This is a genomic window from Siphonobacter curvatus, assembly GCF_002943425.1.
Taxonomy (GTDB): Bacteria; Bacteroidota; Bacteroidia; order Cytophagales; family Spirosomataceae; genus Siphonobacter; species Siphonobacter curvatus.
Genome location: NZ_PTRA01000001.1, coordinates 787,123 through 802,900 on the forward strand (window position 1 = coordinate 787,123; position 15,778 = coordinate 802,900).

The window sequence follows — 15,778 nt, forward strand, 5'->3', positions numbered from 1 at the left end:
AATTCGAATGGGCTATCGGATCAAAAAGATGGTCAGTACTGCTTAGGTCGAAAAGCCCTTAAGCATACACGAGTATCGTGGTATTAAAAAAGCATTAAAAAAACATGCCCTGATTTTGAGGAGGTAGGGATACGTAGGCACTGAAGCGGATACGAAAGTCAACGTATAGAGATTCCGTGAATGCGTGACTTTTTGTTTATTAGGTGATTAATTGAACTCGCTATTCATTGATTTGTTACTAAGGCACAGTGGCTAGGGAAATATTTGGCAAATCGGCGGAATAAGTTCTATTTTTAGGAAGATGGCCCGATTATTTTGGATGAATTCACTGTTGATAAGTCTACGGCGGAAACCAAAAACGAGTACGTCAACGTAAGTACTAGAGAAATTGAACAATTCCAAGTCCGATTCGGACGTTGATGCGAGTGTGAATTTTTTGTGAACTTTTGTTGAACCATTCCCGGCTTAAAGTTGTAATTTCGGTTCAAGGAAATTTACTTCATTAAGCGAGCAGTCAAAACGACATCCTAAATGTCCGACGAAATCAAACACGAGTGCGGGATCGCTCTTCTCCGCCTCCGCAAACCGCTCCAGTATTACATCGACAAGTACGGCACGCCCTTATATGCCGTAAACAAGATGGCCCTGCTCATGAACAAGCAGGCAAACCGGGGACAGGATGGGGCAGGCATAGCGAATATCAAACTCAATGTAGCTCCCGGGTATCGCTTCATCAGTCGGTACCGCTCCGTGGAGGCCAAGCCCATCGAAGACATCTTCGAGAAAATCAATAAAAAGTATCGTAAGGCCGAGAAAGAAGATTCGAAGAAGTACCTGAACGCCGAATGGTTACAGGAAAATTACGGCTTTACGGGAGAAGTCTGGATGGGACACCTGCGGTACGGTACGCACGGTAAAAATGAAATCGAAAACTGCCACCCGTTTCTGCGTCAGAACAACTGGCGGAGTCGGAATCTGGTCGTAGCCGGTAACTTCAATATGACCAACGTCGATGAATTGTTCGATAAGTTGGTTTCCCTGGGGCAACACCCCAAAGACAAGGTAGATACAGTAACGGTGATGGAAAAAATTGGCCACTTCCTGGATGAGGAAGTACAGCGTCAATTCGACCGTTTCAAACCTCTGTTTCCCGAAGATAATCAGCAACTGACTTCCCTGATTGAAGAAAACATTGACGTAGCTCGTATGTTACAGCGGTCCTGCCGTGATTTTGACGGGGGCTATACGATGTGTGGCATGTTGGGTTCAGGAGCGGCATTCGTAGCTCGTGACCCGGCAGGGATTCGGCCGGCGTATTACTACGCTGATGATGAAGTCATTGTTGTGGCTTCTGAAAAGCCCGCGATTAAAATGTCGTTCAATTGTGATTACGACGAAATTGCGGAAATCGGACCGGGCAACGCTCTGATCATTGATACGAACGGCGAGTACCGCGAAGAACAATTCCGCGATCCGCTGGAGAAAAAATCCTGCTCGTTCGAGCGAATTTATTTCTCACGGGCTTCCGATCCGGACATTTATCGGGAACGTAAAAATCTGGGTAAGCTGGTGTTGCCCCAGATTCTAAAGGAAATTGATAACGATCTGGCCAATACGGTCTTTAGTTATATTCCCAATACAGCAGAAACGGCCTTTTTCGGTTTAGTTGAAGGGCTGGATGAACATCTGGTTAAAGAGCGTAAGAAACACATTCGCGAAGGGGTTCTTTTCGAGGAAGACCTGGATCGTCTGCTTTCCTTCCGTCCGCGTACAGAGAAGATTATTTCCAAAGATGTTAAACTGCGTACGTTCATTACCAACGATACCCACCGGGACGAGATGGTATCGAACGTGTATGAGACGACTTTCGAAGTAATCAAAAAGAAAGAAGACACGATTGTACTGATTGATGATTCCATCGTACGGGGTACGACGTTAGAACGTTCGATTTTGCGGATGCTCGACCGGCTGGAACCCAAGAAAATCGTGATTGTCAGCTCTGCTCCGCAAATTCGTTACCCCGACTGCTACGGCATTGACATGTCGAAAATGAAGGATTTCGTAGCGTTCCGGGCCGTATTGAAATTACTGGAAGAAGAAAACCGCGAAGAGCTGCTCGAAGAAACGCTGGCCCGTTGTAAAGACGCCTTGGAGAATGGTTACGCCACGCAGGAAAACTACGTGAAAGCCCTCTACGAACCCTTTACGGACGAACAGATTTCCAAGAAAATTGCTGAAATCGTAACGCCGAAAAACTGTCAGGCGGAAGTTTCCATCATTTACCAAACCGTGGACGACCTGCACAAAGCGTGTCCGAACCATACGGGTGACTGGTATTTCACCGGAAACTATCCAACACCGGGCGGAAATAAAGTGGTAAACCGGGCTTTTGTCAATTACATGATTGGTAAAGGCAACGAACGGGCTTACGGAGCTTTCTAATAGTTTTAACGTGTCAGAAAAAGACCAGCTTTCAACGAAGGCTGGTCTTTTTCTTGTGTTCCAAAAGTCTGAATTCGAGTACGCTGGTGTATAAAATAGACTAGCTCGTCTGGAATTTCGACGGGCCATAGTACTGCCATAAAGGGCTCGTTGTATCTTCGCAGCCTCAATGAGCAGATGAGGTATGATTTTTTATTAAACCATCTGACAACCTTTAGTCGCCGTGAAAATCCTCCAGAGTACGTTCTGAGTTTTCAGATCTGCTTTATAGACCATCCTATCGAATGAATAAAACTGATACCCAAGATGGCAGTAAACGCCTAAGCCGGATCAATCGCTTTTTCTTGGATTTGCATGACGTCTTTCTGTTTGTTATTCGAATTTTTAAGGAAGCGTTTTTGCCTCCATACGAATTCAAGGAAATCGTTAAGCAATGTTTTGAGGTAGGCGTGAAGTCACTTCCCCTCATTTCGCTGACTGGTTTTATTACGGGTATCGTTTTTGTGAACCAGTCGCGTCCGTCACTTTCTGAATTCGGGGCTGTCTCCTGGCTCCCTTCGCTGATTGCCATTGCCATTGTGCGGGCTTTGGCTCCGCTGGTTACGTCGCTGATTGCGGCTGGAAAAGTCGGGTCAAATATTGGTGCCGAGCTAGGTTCCATGAACGTAACCGAACAAATTGACGCGATGGAAGTTTCTGCTACGAATCCGTTCAAGTTTCTGGTCGTTAGCCGGGTTATTGCCACCACAACGATGATTCCGATTCTTACGGTCTATACAACGATTCTGGCCTTGCTCGGCGGTTTCATTAATATTCACCAGCACGAAGCCACCAGCTTTCAGACCTACTTTACGCAGGTTTTTAATACCATTACGTTTACGGATGTTTTTGCCTCGATTACCAAATCGTTCGTTTTTGGATTCACAATTGGAACGGTAGGCTGTTATAAAGGCTACCATTCTTCCAAAGGAACGGAAGGGGTTGGAAAGGCGGCCAATACGTCGGTAGTACTTTCCATGTTTCTGATTTTCATTGAAGAGCTGCTTTCGCTGCAAATTGTCATGGCACTACTCCCCGGATGATCTTATGAAGAAACAGGCAAAAATAGATACGAGCAATAAAGTCATTGACATTCGCGGACTGAAGAAGTCTTTCGGCAGCCTGACGGTACTGCGAGGGGTTGATCTTGACATATACAAGGGTGAGAACTTAGTAGTACTGGGTCGGTCCGGTACGGGTAAGTCCGTTTTAATTAAAATCATTTCCGGGTTACTGAAAGCCGACGAAGGGTCGGTAAAAGTACTGGGCGAAGAAGTAGGGACGCTCAATTCCAAGGAACTGGACGCTTTACGTCTGAAGATTGGTTTTTCGTTTCAGAACAGTGCTCTCTACGATAGTATGACCGTCTATGAGAATCTGGAATTCCCCCTGATTCGCAACGTACGTAACCTAAGTAGAAAGGAAATCAATGCGGCCATTGAAGAAGCTCTGGAAGACGTAGGCCTGTCGCAGACGATTCATCAAATGCCTTCCCAGCTTTCGGGTGGTCAGCGTAAACGGATCGGTATCGCCCGTACCCTGATTCTGAAACCCGAAATCATGCTATACGATGAGCCCACGGCGGGTCTGGATCCGATTACTTCCGCAGAGATTAACAATTTGATTAATCAGGTTCAGGCTCAGCACAATACGACTTCCATCATCATTACCCATGACCTGACCTGTGCGAAAACTACGGGTGACCGCATCGCTATGTTACTAGACGGTCAGTTTCAGCGTCAGGGTACATTTGAAGAAGTATTTGCCTCGGATGAAGAACGGGTGAAACAGTTTTATGAATATAATTTTATTGACTAATGAGCACAGGAGAAAACAAACGATCGGTTCAGGTAGGAATTTTTGTATTCCTGGGCATCGTCATATTTGTGGTAGGCGTACTGTTTTTGGGCGGACAGCAAAAACGCTTCATTAAAAGTATTGAAGTATCCGCCGTTTTTGACGATGTTGGAGGCTTGAAAACGGGTAACAACGTCTGGTTTTCGGGGGTGAAAGTCGGTACCGTAAAACAGGTACACTTCTACGGGAAATCGCAGGTAGAGGTGACCATGAATATAGAAAAAGAAGCCCAGCAGTACATCCACAAGGATGCCCGGGCGGCCATCAGCTCCGAGGGCTTCATTGGTAATAAAATTGTAGTGATTGAAGGCGGCTCTCCGCAGCTGGCCATGGTGGATGATGGCGACATTATTCAGGCGAAAACCGTACTGGGTACCGATCAGATCATGGAAACTTTGCAGGAAAACAACAAAAACCTGCTTAAGATCACGACTGACTTTAAAGGATTAGTATCAAAAATCGCTCGTGGAAAAGGTACCGTCGGAGCCGTACTGACCGATTCACTGCTGGCAGAACAGTTCCGTTCAACGATTAACAACCTGGAACGGGCTTCCGCCAATGCAAACCGCATGTCGGGCTCGCTTTCCAACTACGCTGCGAAACTCAATACCAAAGGAAGTCTGGCCCATGAGCTGGTAACGGATACGAGCGTGTACGCCAACATCAAAACGTCCGTACGTCAGTTACAGCAGGCAACTTCGTCCGCTAAAGAAATTGCCGATCGGGCATCGGTAGCGACGAATAATGTCGTATCTGCCAGTAACCAGTTGAAAAGCACGGATAACACACTAGGACTTTTGCTGAACGATAAGAATACTTCAAACGATGTAAAATCGCTTTTGAAAAATCTGGAAAGCAGCAGCCGAAAGCTCGACCAGAATATGGAGGCTCTCAAACACAACTTCCTGTTCCGGGGCTACTTCCGTCGGGAAGAGAAGAAAGCAGCCAAAGCCGCGAAGGATTCGCTGAAAAATGCACAACCTTAGTGCGTTTTGAGTTTTCAGTGGATGGTGGGTGAATGGTCTGAGGAGAATCAATAGAAAGTGAGTATAATACTTCTTTATAACAAGAGATCCCGGATGGAAACATCCGGGATCTCTTGTTGGGTAACAACAAGTAATTAATAACCAATACCTAAACGTATCAACTAGGCCTTTTTCTTCTTGCCAGAGACCTTCTTCTTCATCTCATCTACTGAGGGTAGTTTCGCCTGAATATCTTTCAAACCATTTTCGATCTGACCTTTGAAGAACACGTTGAAGGCATTGTCCGGGTTGGCGTTACCCAGAGCCAGAGCTTTCTGAGCTACGGGCAGGGCTTCTTTGAAGTTAGAAAGCTTCATCAGCAATTGAGCCTTCGTCCAGAGCTTCTGGTAGTTTTCACCCGCCGCCAAGGCTTTATCGATCAGCGTCAGGCCTTTCTGCAAATCTTTGCCCTGACTCAGGTAATAGTTTGCTGCCCGTTGGTTTACGGCTGGATCTTCGGGTTTTTCAGCCAGCGATTTAGCTACCCCTGCTTCTACCAGAGCCGAGGTTTTTACGGCTACTTTCGTAGCAACCATGGTTTGATCCCAGCCGAAGTTGAAATGGGCCGTACTGTCCGTCAAATCCGAAAACCAGATCGTGAACGATTCCAATTTTCCATGATTTTGCGGAGCTACATTCACGCGTAAAGCGTCATCTTCGGGTTTGTAGCTTTGTTCCGTAGCGTTCACGTCTTTGTTGAAAATAACCGTCCAGTTGCCCGAAGCCGCCGGAATGCTGAACAGCGAGTACGTACCCGCCGGTAAGTTCTGTCCTTCAAAACTAGCGTCTGTACTCAGTTTAACCGTGGTAGCGGCATTGGCTCCCGTCCGCCAGACTTGTCCATAGGGGCGAACCGTTTGGGCATCAGCGGTAGTACCAAAGGCAGCACGGCCTTTCAGACCTGGACGTGAATAGTTTACCTGGAAGTCTGTAATGCCAACCGTTTGGGTAAGGCTAGCGGCCGGGCTAGGTGAAGGCGTACGCTGAGCATGGCTCTGAAAGCCAATGAGTAAGCCCAGAGATAAGGCTGCAAAAAGAGATGATTTCATGTGTGCAATGCAAAAAAACAATGGATTATCGCTAACAAAGTAGGCATATTTGCCCGGGGTTTCCAAGATTCCCTCCAGCTTATGAATCGACAAAGATTACTACAGTTACTAAATGGTTACGAAGCCGACACGGCGGAAGAAGAACAGATGAAAACGGAATTGACCGCTTTTGTCCAGCAACACGGAGACTGTTTCGAGCGGACCTTACTCGTGGGTCACGTAACGGGATCGGCTTGGGTTTTAGATGAAACCCGCACCCAGGTTTTACTGATGCACCATCGAAAACTCGATCGCTGGTTTCAGCCTGGCGGGCACTGCGATGGGAATCCAGACGTACAGGAAGTAGCTCAGCGAGAAGCCTGGGAAGAAACGGGAGTTACGGTAAAGCCTGTAAGCGAGACCATCTTCGATGTAGACATTCACACCATCCCCGCCCGGGGTCAGGAACCGGAGCATTTGCATTATGATGTACGCTTTCTGTTTGAAGCCGATGCGACGCAGCCAATCGTCATCAATCAGGAGTCGAAAGACATTCGCTGGGTTCCGCTTGCAGACGTGACTACGCTTAATGAAGAAGAGTCTATTGCCCGGATGGTACGCAAAACCGGACGGTTCTAAGAGGATGTTCACTACAAGTCCAAGGGTTAGATGACTTGGACTTGTTAGTTAGAAATGGTTTTGGCAGGGGCTGGGGTGTAATTCCGATTAGGTACGATTAAGACATCGGAGTGGTCAGCGGCAGGCGACGGAAATCCAGCATTTCAATTCCAACTAGGTACGATTAAGACATAAGAAACTTAATAATTAATGCCCGGTTGCTCCTAATTTCAATTCCAACTAGGTACGATTAAGACGTAGACGGAGGCCTGCACCTGAGCGTAGGAAATAACATTTCAATTCCAACTAGGTACGATTAAGACTTTGATCTGAAGGAAATTCAGGCACGAGGTCACGCATTTCAATTCCAACTAGGTACGATTAAGACTCGAACGTGGTGAAGGAATACGAGATTAAAATCAGTATTTCAATTCCAACTAGGTACGATTAAGACGATGGCAGGCGTTCCCAGCAGGAACAGACCCAGCAATTTCAATTCCAACTAGGTACGATTAAGACCGCTGCGGGCCTAAGCCGTATGGCCTTTTTTGTCAGATTTCAATTCCAACTAGGTACGATTAAGACATTTAGAGAACGCACCTCAAAACGCTAAAAATCACTATTTCAATTCCAACTAGGTACGATTAAGACGTACCGATCAGAACGGCGGCCTGGGGGATTTCATAAATTTCAATTCCAACTAGGTACGATTAAGACACTTCAAGAACATGTTTAACGCAGCTGCCCTGTCTCATTTCAATTCCAACTAGGTACGATTAAGACACAACCAATGAGAGTATTAACGACCTCATTGAAGGAATTTCAATTCCAACTAGGTACGATTAAGACTGTGTCTTTCTACTTCGGGAACGGATGGAATGACCTAATTTCAATTCCAACTAGGTACGATTAAGACATTTTTCGCGTAAAGCCAGTGAGCTTGGTAAGCTTTATTTCAATTCCAACTAGGTACGATTAAGACAGTCTACAGCAATACAGCGAACCGGCACCGATTCTAATTTCAATTCCAACTAGGTACGATTAAGACATCAGTCGTAGGACCTCAGGTCAAAGCAGTGGTATTATTTCAATTCCAACTAGGTACGATTAAGACAATACAAGGCATATAGTGACTGGCCTAGTGCGTCCAATTTCAATTCCAACTAGGTACGATTAAGACAGCAATGACACGGATATACCTTCCAGTGTTTCGGGATTTCAATTCCAACTAGGTACGATTAAGACATTTACGACATGTTGGGCGACAATGCTCCAGACTTTATTTCAATTCCAACTAGGTACGATTAAGACCCGGACAAACATTGACCCTTAGCTCAGCGGTAGAGATTTCAATTCCAACTAGGTACGATTAAGACCGGAGTTAAAGACTGAATGGCCGACTGCCCTGTTTATTTCAATTCCAACTAGGTACGATTAAGACATCAGCGAAAGTGAAGTCGGCGTAATCGCTACACTATTTCAATTCCAACTAGGTACGATTAAGACAGGGTGCAAGGCTCATGCGTTTTGGTTGATTATCCGATTTCAATTCCAACTAGGTACGATTAAGACTATCGTCGCTATTGATTTCCAAATCCTCTATTTTTAATTTCAATTCCAACTAGGTACGATTAAGACGGATTACGCCAGTCTCACCCGTACGGTGTTCAAATTATTTCAATTCCAACTAGGTACGATTAAGACCCAGCTCCTGCACCGATTGCCTGGTATCGGTCAGGAATTTCAATTCCAACTAGGTACGATTAAGACTCCGAAGTAGGTTTCAAGTTCTGAGTCACTGGCTCATTTCAATTCCAACTAGGTACGATTAAGACCCCCTTAATTTACAGCCCAAAAAACCCTTTTCTAATCTCCTGTAATAGTTTTATTTCACTCTATATATGAAAATAGTCGTCGATCACCAATGATAGGAAAACCCTTGGTGATCGACGACTGTTAGTAATCAGTTACTTATGAAAATCTTAGTGCAGAACTAAGCCGTTTTTATCTGGTATGGAGAACTCACCAAAGTGATCGACGACGATACTGCTTTTCGAAAGCTTCCGTTAACGCGTATGCACGGATGAAAAGATTGCTTTTTTAATCCAGCACTTTCATGGAGAACTTCACAATTTCGGTTGGCCGTTCGAAACCGCCGAGGGGCATTTGAGCGATCTTGTCGACAATGTCCAGGCCCTTGGTTACTTCACCGAAAACGGTATACTCCTGGTCAAAAATGATTTCGCCCCCTTGCTTCAGGTAAATGGATTTCAGGGCCGGTGGGTACTTGGCTAGTTCTTCTTCGTTGTAAAAAATGCCCTTCGTAACGATAAAAAATTCCGTAGAAGAGGAGCGTTTCTCCGGATTATTGTCCGAGTACCGAGCCATCGAAAGCGTACCCTTTTTGTGAATAAGATTAGGCCGGAATTCCGATGGAACCGTATAGTTCAACTGATCCCGCTGCTCGCCACCCCCCTGAATACAGACGCCTTTAACCAATCGGTAAAACCCCCGGTCGTCGTAATAGCCGCTGTTGATCATGCGGATAAAATTGGCCCGGTGAAGCGGCGTTTCGTCGTACAGCTTGATCTCAATGTCCCCGAATCGGGTGTGTATACTAACACGGTTCTCCGGATGTTCCTTGCCATATTCGGTTAAGGTTTGTACAACTTCATCCTGAGGAATTTCGCGGTTTTTACAGGCTGAAAAGACTACTAAGCCGAGGCAAAACAGAAGCAGATTTCGCATGAAAACAATCAGTTGAATACATTGGTAAATTGAAAGGTATCGCCATTAAACAGTCCTTTGTCACTAAGCTTCAGGCTCGGAATGACCAACAAGGCCATAAAAGAAAGCGACATAAACGGCGACGCCAGCGTACAGCCCAGTTGTTGCTTGGCAAAAGCATCCAGCGTCGCGTATTGCTCGGCCACCCAGTACCCATCTTCACCACTCAGAATGCCCGCGACGGGCAAGGGCAGGACCAGAGCTTCCAGTTCGTCAACTGCGGCAATACCCCCTTTTCCCTGAATAATCAGATTAACGGCCTGGGCAATGGATTCGTCGTCAACGCCCACGGCCACAATGTTATGCGAGTCGTGAGCAACGCAGGACGCCAGGGCTCCTTTTTTCAGACCGAAGTTCCGAATGAAGGCTACCGCCGGGGGTACATCCGCGTAGCGATTAATCACGGCAATTTTCAGCACATCCCGTTCCGTATCTGTTCCAACTAAGTCATTCGTTACGGCTACCGTTTCGGTGAGGGCATTGGTAATCAACTGACCGTCCAGTACTTCAATGACGCGTACCTGAGCCTCATTACCCGAGAATGGTATCTGAAAATCAGTGGGTGATTTTTCCGTTGCCTGAAAGTGATTGATGGGCTCACTCAAATAACTGGGAATGCGGGACTGGCCCGCTTCGGCTACGCATTCGCCTTTGATGAACGTTTGTAGAATATTGAAATCCGTCAGGGAATCAACGACAATAAAATCGGCTGAATCACCTTCGCGTAACTGGCCGACGGGGAGTCGGTAGTGCTTGACGGGATTGAGGCAGGCCATTTGCAGGATTTCAAAGAGGCGATCCGGGTATAAAGCCAGGGCCCGTTTGACGAGTAAATTGATATGGCCCAGTACCAGTCCGTCGGGGTGTTTATCATCCGAGCAGAACATGAGGTTGGCGTAATGTTCCGGCAACAGCGGAATCAGAGCATCAAAATTCTTGGCCGCCGAACCTTCCCGAATCAGGATTTTCATGCCGTACTGCAATTTATCGCGTGCTTCTTCAGCCGTAAAACATTCGTGATCCGTCTGGCAACCCGCCGCAATGTACTGCCGGGCCGCTTCGCCCCGTAGGCCGGGAGCGTGCCCATCGACGGGATAACCCAGTTCCTGAGCAATACTGATCTTGGCCCGCATATCCGGATCGCCGTTGATGACACCGGGAAAATTCATCACTTCCGCCAGATAACCCACTTCCGGGTACTGACTCAGCAAGTACTCCACATCCCTGGGGGTTACAACGGCTCCGGCCGTTTCGAAGGGCGTGGCAGGTACGCAACTTGGTGCTCCAAAACAAAAGTGGAAAGGCACTTTTCGGGCACTGTCAATCATCCACTCCACGCCCGGTACACCCAGAACGTTGGCAATTTCGTGGGGATCTGAAACGGTGCCGACGGTACCGTGCGGTACAGCCAGCCGGGCAAACTGGGCGGGACTGAGCATTGAACTCTCGACGTGCACGTGAGCATCCACAAAGCCCGGCATCAGGTACTGAAGCGGAGCCTGGGGATTATCCTGTACTTGGCTAATCACGCCGTTTTCAATCAAAACCGTAACCGGCCGAATCACTCGACCCGGAATATCAACAAGCTGACCACTGATCTCTCTCATACATATATTTAATTTTCGGATGGAAGTTTATGGGGCGTGGGGGCAGAAGAAACCTAGTATTCTAATTCAAACTTGGCTCAAACCTGAAACCAAGAATCAAAGCCTCAAACATTAAACCTCCACCCGGGTTTACTCAAAAATAGCCCTCCAACGCTGGGTTAAACTTTCTACCTTTGCCAAAGTTCTATACAGAAAGAACTTCCCAGGTGCTTTTCGAAGCAATTTCTGATAAAAATGCCAAAAATAATCATTGCCATCGACGGGTACTCCAGCTGTGGAAAAAGCTCGACTGCCAAATCTCTGGCGGCTCAGCTCGGGTACGGCTACATTGATACCGGAGCTATGTACCGGGCCGTGAGCCTGTATTTTCACCAACACTACGTATCGCGAACGAACCCCCACGAAGTGGAAAAGGCGTTAGCGGATATTCACATTTCATTTCAGTTCAATCCGGAGAAACGATTGAATGAAACGTATCTGAATGGCCTGTGTGTAGAGGAGGAAATCCGTAAGATGTACATTTCCCAGATGGTGAGCGAGGTGAGTGCTGTAGTGGAAGTACGTCGGGCGATGGTGGCCCTCCAACAGCGGATGGGCAAACATAAAGGGATTGTCATGGACGGGCGTGATATTGGCACCGTCGTGTTTCCGCAGGCGGAACTGAAAGTGTTCATGACCGCCGATCCACTGATTCGAGCCCAGCGTCGGCAGGCGGAATTACTGGAAAAAGGCGATCTGGTGGACTTGAATGAAGTACTCGAAAACCTAACCAAACGCGACCATATCGACATGAACCGCTCGGAAGGGCCGCTCCGTCAGGCCGAAGATGCCCGGGTGCTGGATAATTCCTACCTGACGTTTGATGAACAGGTAGCCCTGATTAAAGGCTGGGCCGACGAGAAAATCGCTCAGGCTTCATAAGCGAAAGCAGTCCGCTCTTTTGGAGCGGACTGCTTTCGCTTTGAGGGGTTTCTGGGGTGATAATCCCGCTGATGCGAGAGAATCTTTTCAAACCTCATACTCCCTCAAACCTTTCAAACCACAATACCCCCTCTACCACGAGAAAGAGTCCCTATTTACCAATCGTGATTTCTTTCTCCTGATAGCCGCCCCGCGTAGAGAGAAGTTTAACTTTCGCTTTTACGCTTCCCTTCTGATTGAGTTTTACCTTGAAAGTCGCTTCCTTTTTCTCGCCCGGTCCGGTATAGCCCGCGTAGATGGTTTTGTCAAAGAGGGAAGGCTCCGTGATGATGACTTTAGCCTGAGCATCGCCTTTCAGAAGAGCCTTATCGAGGTCCAGCATGAGGCGGTCTTCCTGTACAATTTTGATGCGTTGAGCCTGTTCCAGTGCGACAGGTAATTTCCCGGAATTAGTCCAGTTTACTTTGACTTCGTATTCATCCGTACCCAGCGATTTAACCGTAACGTTGGTAAATTCAATTTGCGGCAGTTCGAAGGCCATACTCAGGTTGAATTTAGCCTGCTTGGAAATCCAGTTTTCAAGTACCGTCGGCGGACCATTCTGAGCAAAGAATTTTGGGTGAAAACCGCCAATTTCTACGTCGCCCAGTTGCGGATGCGTAAACTTGGTCCAGGGCTTAAATCCTTTTTTGCCGTTGGCTTCATCGTCCCAGCGAAGGCCGTCGTATTCATCGTACTGCCCGTCGCCATCGTAATCTTTCATGGCTCCGCCATTCCAAAGTTCATCTCCGTACCAGATCGAACCGTAGTAAAAATAGCCGAAATCCGGACCGTGCCCAAATAAGGGTTCGGGTTTGCTGGGGTCGCCCGTCATTCGGTTGGTTTTGCTCCGGGTGCTGTAGGTATGGTACACATCACCCGCCCAGGGATAGCCCGTATGAGCCAGGCCGAGACTATCCATGTGGCGATAGATGGCTAGGTCAGCGGGAAACATACTTTCGGTATCTTTTGACGTCGAAGGTGGTCGCAGGTGCATGGGGACACGCGTGTCCATAGAGTTGACGACCGAAATATGCGGATGCCCCAGCAGCCACAGTACCGTTGAGCGGGTTTCCACTTCGCTGAGCGGATAAGCTCCGGCACCACCCTGCGTGTAGCCGCGTCCGGTAAAGTCGCCACCCTGATCTGGACGCCAGTTTTCAGGGTAGTTCCGGTGATTGTCTAGGCCGCCCACGCCATCCTCGTTAAACTTGCCATCCCCGTCATTATCGATCCCTTCCGTATACACCAGCCAGTCACCCTTACCTTCCAGTACCCGTTTCATCAAGCGTGGATCCCGGGGGTCGATGACGTAATTGGCTTTCTCCCGTTCATTCGTACTGGCTTTCTTCCGAATCTGATAAATCACGCCGTCACCATCCAGATCTTCCTCCGGATCTTCGTCCAGCAGGCCATCCCTATCGTCATCTTTGGGGTGCACCGTGCTGCGGTTTCGTTGGGCCGTAAACAGGTACATGGTCGAACCGTCGGGGTTGTTTTCGGGTCGCAGGTAAATGGTTTTGGTATCCAGTAGCTTGGTAATGGCCGCGTCTTTACCGTAGTTTTCGATCAAATGCTTCGCCATCCACAGTACCGATTCGCTACTGGTGACTTCGCCGCTGTGCCGTCCGCCTTCGAAATACGCTGCTGGCTTGTCGGTATGCTTGCCGGTTTTCTTATTGGTCAGGGTCATCTGTAGAATAGGCCGACCTTCGTAGCTCTTGGCTACCTCGTAGAGATCCACGAGGTTGGGATACTGGGCCGCCCAGGTCCGGCACCAGTGATAAATGACGTCCGGCGAATGATACGTGTTGAAATTCAGGGTTTTGCCGGGTTTGTATTCGACTTCCTTAAACTGATGTTTCTTGAAAAAGCTAACCCCATGACGTTCGCCTTTTACGGTGTAAAACTTACTGGCGGTATCCTGTTCCGGCCATTTTTCCTCCGTTCCATAGTACGACCGCTGGGCATAGGCAGTCGCTAATTGGGTAAGACATAAAAAGAAAGTAAGACGTTTTTTCATGCGTGACGTGCGAATAGAAAGGATTAACGTTCAAAAGGAAGCGACCAAAAATTTTGCGGCTTGATTTTAGTGAAAGATTGCCGTTAGGCAAAATGGATGCGACGAATAAAATTGAAAGATTATATGGGTAAATGCAGTAATGTTGAATTTCTGTATGGTAATGAGTTTCATTCGCCATATAATGTTTCAATAGCATACAAACTGGCTTTGAAAGGATCGACGTGTTTTTTCCAGGACTTCGAAAAACGCTGCAAAAGGGCCGTTCTTTTTATCGTATTTTGAAACTGTATTTGAATAGTAAGTATGCAAACAGTTGATTACTTGATCGTGGGGCAGGGGATTGCCGGGTCGGTACTAGCCTGGACCCTCCGGCAGCGGGGCTACAGCGTACGCGTCATCGATGACCTGCGTCCGTCTTCTTCGCGGGTGGCCGCGGGGATCTGCAATCCCGTCACGGGCCGTAAGCTGTCCAAGACCTGGCTGGCGGATGATTTGTTTCCCTATCTGCATCAGTTTTACCCCGCATTGGAGCAGGAATTACAGGCATCTTTTTTTTATCCGATTCCGGTTTATCGCCCGTATCAATCCATTGAAGAACAGAACTTCTTCATTGCCCAAACGGCCAATCCGGTCCTGGAAGGGTACATTCGTTTGGCAGAAAATAACGAAGCCTACGCAGGTCTAATCCATAACGCGTTAGGCGGACTCGAAACCCTACAAGCGGCCTGGGTAGATTTGCCTACTTTATTATCGGCCATTCGTAAAATTTTAGTACAGGAAGATTCGTTGGTAGAGACCGAATTTCGGTGGGAGGAAGTCGTACCGGGTTTGGACTTCGTTACCTGGCGTACCTACGAAGCCCGTCAAATCATCAGTTGCGAGGGAGCATATGGTCGGTTCAATCCGTATTTCAGCTGGCTTCCCTGGGCCGTCGTGAAGGGAGAAATCCTGACGCTTCAGCTACCGGAAGAATCCGTACCGGGTATTGTCAACCAAAGCGTCTGGATTCAGCCGCAGGGAGCGGGCGTATACCGAGCTGGAGCCACCTACGAATGGAACGACCTGACATGGGAGCCTTCGGAGAAAGGACGTACGTACCTAACGGAGAAACTGAATAAGCTGCTTCAGGTATCCTACCAGATTCAGCAACAGGTAGCTGGCATTCGTCCGGCTACGCAAGGACGCAGGCCGTTTATTGGTCTTCATCCGGTGTATCGTAGTATTGGAATCTTTAATGGATTAGGCTCTAAAGGCACCTCAATGGCACCCTTTCTGGCTAAACAATTCGCTGATTTTCTGGTTCATACGAAAGAACTGGACCCCGAAGCGAATATCCAGCGATTCCATTCGTTATATTTCAGCAAAATCAACGAATAACTGTATGCTTCTGTG

General features: G+C 47.6%; 11 protein-coding genes and 1 CRISPR repeat array. Of the genes, 7 read left to right on the forward strand and 4 right to left on the reverse strand.

What is annotated here, in order from left to right; translation table 11 throughout:
- Positions 1-531: 531 nt before the first annotated feature.
- The 4 genes from C5O19_RS03220 to C5O19_RS03235 all read left to right on the forward strand — a co-directional run bounded on the left by C5O19_RS03220 (position 532) and on the right by C5O19_RS03235 (position 5,324).
- Positions 532-2,442, forward strand: coding sequence for an amidophosphoribosyltransferase (locus tag C5O19_RS03220; RefSeq protein ID WP_094814010.1), 1,911 nt, complete (start codon positions 532-534; stop codon positions 2,440-2,442).
- Positions 2,443-2,726: 284 nt separating this feature from the next.
- Complete coding sequence (locus C5O19_RS03225; protein ID WP_094814008.1) at positions 2,727-3,524, forward strand: MlaE family ABC transporter permease; 798 nt, start codon at positions 2,727-2,729, stop codon at positions 3,522-3,524.
- 4 nt (positions 3,525-3,528) lie between these two features.
- A complete protein-coding gene (locus C5O19_RS03230; protein WP_102201117.1) occupies positions 3,529-4,299 on the forward strand; it encodes an ABC transporter ATP-binding protein in 771 nt (256 codons plus the stop codon).
- Positions 4,299-5,324 (forward strand): MlaD family protein, encoded by a 1,026-nt coding sequence (locus C5O19_RS03235; RefSeq protein ID WP_104709882.1) that lies wholly within the window; start codon positions 4,299-4,301, stop codon positions 5,322-5,324. Before C5O19_RS03230 ends, C5O19_RS03235 begins: the two co-directional genes overlap by 1 nt.
- Before the next feature lie 161 nt (positions 5,325-5,485).
- Here the strand turns inward: C5O19_RS03235 and C5O19_RS03240 are convergent, their stop codons facing one another.
- Positions 5,486-6,412: a DUF2911 domain-containing protein gene (locus C5O19_RS03240; RefSeq protein WP_104709883.1), complete on the reverse strand. Its 927-nt coding sequence runs from the start codon at positions 6,410-6,412 to the stop codon at positions 5,486-5,488.
- A gap of 81 nt (positions 6,413-6,493) precedes the next feature.
- Between C5O19_RS03240 and C5O19_RS03245 the strand changes: the two genes are divergently transcribed.
- Positions 6,494-7,030 (forward strand): NUDIX hydrolase, encoded by a 537-nt coding sequence (locus C5O19_RS03245; RefSeq protein ID WP_104713843.1) that lies wholly within the window; start codon positions 6,494-6,496, stop codon positions 7,028-7,030.
- 74 nt (positions 7,031-7,104) lie between these two features.
- Positions 7,105-8,844: a CRISPR direct-repeat array (repeat unit 30 nt; unit sequence ATTTCAATTCCAACTAGGTACGATTAAGAC).
- Positions 8,845-9,109: 265 nt separating this feature from the next.
- On the opposite strand, the gene C5O19_RS03250 is transcribed toward C5O19_RS03245, so the two are convergent.
- Positions 9,110-9,757 (reverse strand): peptidylprolyl isomerase, encoded by a 648-nt coding sequence (locus tag C5O19_RS03250; protein ID WP_104709884.1) that lies wholly within the window; start codon positions 9,755-9,757, stop codon positions 9,110-9,112.
- Positions 9,758-9,765: 8 nt separating this feature from the next.
- Positions 9,766-11,403 (reverse strand): adenine deaminase, encoded by a 1,638-nt coding sequence (gene ade, locus C5O19_RS03255; protein WP_104709885.1) that lies wholly within the window; start codon positions 11,401-11,403, stop codon positions 9,766-9,768.
- Positions 11,404-11,637: 234 nt separating this feature from the next.
- On the opposite strand from ade, the gene cmk reads away from it, so the two are divergent.
- On the forward strand, positions 11,638-12,324 hold the full coding sequence (gene cmk / locus C5O19_RS03260; RefSeq protein WP_104709886.1) for a (d)CMP kinase: 687 nt from the start codon (positions 11,638-11,640) through the stop codon (positions 12,322-12,324).
- A 151-nt stretch (positions 12,325-12,475) separates the two neighbouring features.
- Here cmk and C5O19_RS03265 read toward each other — a convergent pair whose 3' ends face one another.
- Positions 12,476-14,386, reverse strand: a complete 1,911-nt coding sequence (locus tag C5O19_RS03265) for a M14 family metallopeptidase (RefSeq protein WP_104709887.1) — start codon at positions 14,384-14,386, stop codon at positions 12,476-12,478.
- Between the two features lie 303 nt (positions 14,387-14,689).
- On the opposite strand from C5O19_RS03265, the gene C5O19_RS03270 reads away from it, so the two are divergent.
- Entirely contained in the window at positions 14,690-15,763 is a 1,074-nt protein-coding gene (locus tag C5O19_RS03270) for an NAD(P)/FAD-dependent oxidoreductase (RefSeq protein ID WP_104709888.1), read from the forward strand.
- The last annotated feature ends 15 nt before the right edge of the window (positions 15,764-15,778 follow it).